A 4,513-nucleotide genomic window follows, 5' to 3' on the forward strand; every position below is an offset into this window, starting at 1 on the left:
CCGACATGACGACGTCTGCACGTGTTCAGACGTTCATTGGCAGCATCGGCATTGTGGTCAGCTTCACTACTTCAAACTGGTCGTGAACCTGGCGCATTTCTTGTGGTTCAGGCCAGCACACCTGGCCGGCGAACAGCAAGTTCTTGCGGCCGATGGCAATCGGCTTGACGGCGTTTTCGATCGTGTTGTTGTCGATCGCATCACGTCCGTCGTCGGATGTGCGCGTGAGTGCAGGCGCTCACCGGAGGTGTACTCGATCGCTCGATGCAGACCGGTGTTGCCCAAGATCGTCGGACGCAAATCGTCGAGCACGCCGTTGATCGGGTCGGGCACGGGCGCGGCGTCGTGTTGTCGATGGTCGAGATGAGCCTCGGGATCCTGCTCGCCCAGATCCAGTGCGTCCAGCAGGTCCGTGACATCCGGACGGCCGACGCGCCGCCTGTTGACCGGAGACGCTGTAGCGCGCCGCGCGATCACGGCGTCGCAAGTGTGTCCCCTTTGCGGAAAACTCCCGTATTACACCAGTATGGCGTGCACAGAGCACCGCGACTTGCCCTGCGCGGTGGATGTCGACGTCTCGATGGCTACTCAGGAATACACGATGCACAGAAGCGACGGCGTCGAAAAAAAAACGGTTGCGCGCCACTTCAATTCCAGGATGTGGCAAGGCAGCCGACAGCGATGCGTCGCCACAGCTGGCGCAGCAGGCGGACGGGCGGGCCGCTGCGCGGTCGCGATCGTCGTCGGGACCATCCAGCGGGCGCTGATCGCCGCGGCGTTTGCCGTGCTTGCAACGCCGGTCGCCTGCAGCCGCACGTCGACGGATGAACAAATCGCAGCCGACAACGACGTCAACTTCGACAATGGGAGGGGTCCAGGGCGATGGGCGCAGCCGCGCATCGATTTCGAGATCCTTCTGGCGCCCGGCGCCGTGGTACCGACCGCGCCGGACAGCATTCGCGTGAGTCTCGATTCCGACAAAGGCTCGATCGACGCCGATCTTCAGTCATCGGTGGGGCGGGACTCGAGCGGCCGCGCCGTCCTGCGCGGATCGGTGATGATGACGCATCGCGCGCGGGACCGGCTGATCGTGATCAGGATGGTGGGGCAACCCGATCGCGTGTGCGCCTCGGGTCTTGCAGCCGATCCGCCGGGCACCGACGTCGCCGGAGCGTGGCGCGAGTGCACGATGGTTTTCGACGCGGGTGCGACCACCGCGCGGCGGCCGCGTGCAATCGAAGCGACGCAATTTCGATACACCGTGTGGCGACCGCCGGTCTGGCGCGATGCGATCCACTGAGCGGTGGACGTGAGCGGATCAACAATGCGATCGAATTGGATCGATTCGGATTTTTCGAAGAGGCAAATCAGGCAAGTGTGAATGACTCAAACTGCCCCAGTGATTGGTCGTCGAGTCAAACCTACAGCACGGCGGCAATCAAGCATCCCATCGTGCAGTGCCCGGCAATGCCGCTTAAGTCATCGGAGCGAGGTTCAGATCTGCAAGGTTGCAGGTCACCCGCGCCTGTGGCGGAGGTCGCGGATTCGCGCACCTCCCACGCCTCCCCGCCCTCATAGTTCTTGATCTGCGAGGACCTGATTGGAGACTGGAAACTGGAAGGTGGCAGCTTCGAGCCGCCACGCTCCATCGCATCAGGGAAGCATGAAGCCGAGCACCCGCTCGGCGAGTCGGCCGAACGGCGCGCGCATGATGCCGACCATGCTCAAGCGCGATTGGGTCAGAACGCTCTTCGCGTGACTGAACGTCTTGAAGCCTTCCTCGCCGTGATAGGCACCCATGCCGCTCGGACCGACGCCGCCAAACGGCATGTCGTCCTGGACAAACTGCAGCAGCGTGTCGTTGACGACCGCGCTGCCGCTCGTGGTGCTGGAGAGCACACGGTCGATCACGTCCTGGTGATCGCTGAAGACATACAGCGCCAGCGGCCGGTCGTTGGCGTTGATCTGGGCGATGGTCTCCTCGAGTTTTCTATAGCGGACGATCGGGAGGATCGGTCCGAAGATTTCCTGCTGCATCACCTTCATGTCGGCTGTGGCGCCTGAAATGATGGTGGGCGGCAACGTGTGCGGACGACCTGTAGTCGATGTCGTGCCGATCTGCACGATTCTGGCGCCCTTCTTGCGCGCATCCTCGATCAGGTCGACAAGACGATCATGGTGACGCTGGTTGATGATCGCCGCGTAACCATCGTCTGCAAGCCCATTCGGATACGCGCGGCGCGCCTCGGTCTGGAAAGCGTCGATAAACGCATTGAGTCGATCTTCGTGGACGAACGCATAGTCGGGAGCGACGCAGGTCTGTCCGGCATTGCTGAGCTTGCCGTAGACGAGCGCCTTGGCCGCGCGTGTGATCGAGTAATCCCGATCGATGATCGCGGGTGACTTGCCGCCGAGTTCGAGCGTCACGGGCACAAGATTGTCGGCGGCGGCGTGCATGATGACCTTGCCGACGCCCGTGCTGCCGGTGAAGAACAGATGGTCAAAGGGGAGCGCGGAGAAGGCAGCGCCAATATCGGGGCCGCCGGTGACGACGGCGACTTCGTCTTCGGCGAAGAGCTTGCTCAGCATCAGGGCCATCAACGCCGTCGTTCTAGGCGTCAGTTCGGACGGCTTGATGATCACGCGGTTGCCTGCCGCAAGTGCGGTCGCCAGTGGAGTCAGGCACAACGCGAGCGGATAGTTCCACGGCGAGACGATGCCGACGACACCGAGCGGCTGCATCAGTACCTTCGCGGTGGCCGGCCGGTACTGCATTGCGACGTGCCGATGCTTGGGTCGCATCCATCGGCCAAGGTTTTTCCGCAGATAGTCGATCCCCTGCGTGACGGGAAGAATCTCCATCACGTCCGTCTCGTGCCGCGAACGGTTGCCGAAATCGGCACTGATCGCCGCTTGATATTCACTGCGGAGCGCGAGGATCGCGTTCTTCAGCCCCAGCAATTGCGTACGGCGCTTCTCTCGCGAAGGTGCGCCGACGCTGAGAAAGGCAGCACGCTGGCGAGCCAACAAGGAGGGCAGTTGACTGTCGACAGGGCTGGATTTCACATCGGTTTGCATGAACACCTTCAAAAGTTGGGTGGATCTTTTGGGAAGAACGCCTGCATCCACCCTGCCAATTGCGCCCCTGGCATACGATCTCCTCTGCAAGCAGATTGAGTCGTCATCATTCCATTGGGTCCGCCGCGTGTATTTCAAAAGTTTGCTATTTTTGACCCTTGCGCGCTTTGCGCGACACACCTGACTGCGCTCTGGCCCATCGCATCAGGCGGGTGCACCGAGTGGGGCCGCGCTGCCTCCGGAGACCTTCATCATGGTTCGAGAAAAGCGGAAAGGACTTTGCGAAGGGCGCGCAGAGGAAGGCCTGGCCTTCTGCAGCGAGGCACTCTCCCGTACGGTGCCGAGCTATTCGGAAAGCGAGGTCATCGCACCGCTCCGCACGATCGGCTTCGACGCGACGTCCTCGCTAAAGGCGGCTTTCTGGCATTCGACAATCGAGGAATCGCATCAGGTCGGCGATCTGGACTTCGTGAGCATCGCCTTGAACACCGGAGGAGGGCGCGTATGGCGCAACAGCGAGGCAACGCCTACTGATGTCGGTGAGCTCACCATGCAGCCGTTCGAAGGCGCGCGTTGGCGCTTTGAAAATCCCGTCAGCTTCCTGCATCTGTACGTGCCATTCCGACTGTTGAGCGACGTCTGCGAAAGTCTGTTTGATCGCGAGCTTCGGCACGCTGACCTCTCGATGCCTGCCGGCATCAGAAACGACAGGCTGTGTGACACGGCGCGTCTGGTGCGGTCCGGTCTGACATCGATCGAGCCAACCAACCTGATCCTCGACAGCTGGGCTTTGATGCTTGCGGAGAAACTGGTGCGTGGCTTTTCTTCGCATGCAAACCGGAACGTCCGCGGCTCGTTCGGCAAGATCTCCGCACGCGGCATCGCGCATGTCATCGACTATGTGGAGACGAACATCGATTTGAATTTGAGTCTGGACAAATTGGCAGGTGTCGCGGCAATGAGCACTTGTCACTTCGCACGCCGGTTCAAGGAAACCGTTGGCGTCAGCCCGCACACCTATGTTCTGACGCGCCGTGTTCGCCACGCGCAGGCCCAGCTGAAGGCAACACGCCGGAGCATCGCCGACATCGCAGCGACCAGTGGCTTCTCCAACCAGGCCCATCTCACGAGCACGTTTCAGCGCCTTCTGGGCATCACGCCCCTCGGGTTTCGGCGCAGCGTACAGTCGGTGTGAGATGCCAGTTGTCCCACTTCAGCGAGAAACAACGATCGCAGCGAACGCTGTACTGGTTGCGACGGTTGGGCTCGTCATGAGCGGTTGCGCGGTGATTGGCCGTTCAACACGCCGCGGGACTGAGGCGCATAGCTCGCCGGGCTCGTTTTTGAGGCGCCGTAGGCGGCCGAAGAGGTCCGCCTCTTTGGTCGTGATGGACTCACGGGCGGGTTCCACGAACATGAGCGAGGCCGCCATACC

4 protein-coding genes and 1 pseudogene are annotated in these 4,513 nt (G+C 61.7%); 2 read left to right on the plus strand and 3 right to left on the minus strand.

The annotated features are described in order from the left end of the window. Window positions 1-124: 124 nt before the first annotated feature. Window positions 125-232, minus strand: a pseudogene (locus ABIV12_RS09005) (transposase); the annotation flags it as partial. Window positions 233-601: 369 nt separating this feature from the next. Between ABIV12_RS09005 and ABIV12_RS09010 the strand changes: the two are divergent. Continuing rightward, on the plus strand, window positions 602-1,300 hold the full coding sequence (locus ABIV12_RS09010; protein WP_348058433.1) for a hypothetical protein: 699 nt from the start codon (window positions 602-604) through the stop codon (window positions 1,298-1,300). Window positions 1,301-1,653: 353 nt separating this feature from the next. On the opposite strand, the gene ABIV12_RS09015 is transcribed toward ABIV12_RS09010, so the two are convergent. Then, window positions 1,654-3,078: a coniferyl aldehyde dehydrogenase gene (locus ABIV12_RS09015; RefSeq protein WP_348058439.1), complete on the minus strand. Its 1,425-nt coding sequence runs from the start codon at window positions 3,076-3,078 to the stop codon at window positions 1,654-1,656. A gap of 253 nt (window positions 3,079-3,331) precedes the next feature. Between ABIV12_RS09015 and ABIV12_RS09020 the strand changes: the two genes are divergently transcribed. Further along, window positions 3,332-4,273: an AraC family transcriptional regulator gene (locus ABIV12_RS09020; protein ID WP_348058435.1), complete on the plus strand. Its 942-nt coding sequence runs from the start codon at window positions 3,332-3,334 to the stop codon at window positions 4,271-4,273. Between the two features lie 18 nt (window positions 4,274-4,291). Here ABIV12_RS09020 and ABIV12_RS09025 read toward each other — a convergent pair. Further along, a partial coding sequence (locus ABIV12_RS09025) for a hypothetical protein (RefSeq protein WP_348058437.1) occupies window positions 4,292-4,513 on the minus strand: 222 nt, incomplete at its 5' end.

Source organism: Dokdonella sp. (assembly GCF_039926425.1).
In the GTDB taxonomy this organism is placed as follows: Bacteria; Pseudomonadota; Gammaproteobacteria; order Xanthomonadales; family Rhodanobacteraceae; genus Dokdonella_A.

Excerpts from the sequence above, each read along its gene's own strand:
- ABIV12_RS09015 (WP_348058439.1), bottom strand. The coding sequence starts at position 3,078 with ATGCAAACCGATGTGAAATCCAGCCCTGTCGACAGTCAACTGCCCTCC.
- ABIV12_RS09010 (WP_348058433.1), top strand. The coding sequence starts at position 602 with ATGCACAGAAGCGACGGCGTCGAAAAAAAAACGGTTGCGCGCCACTTC.
- ABIV12_RS09020 (WP_348058435.1), top strand. The coding sequence starts at position 3,332 with ATGGTTCGAGAAAAGCGGAAAGGACTTTGCGAAGGGCGCGCAGAGGAA.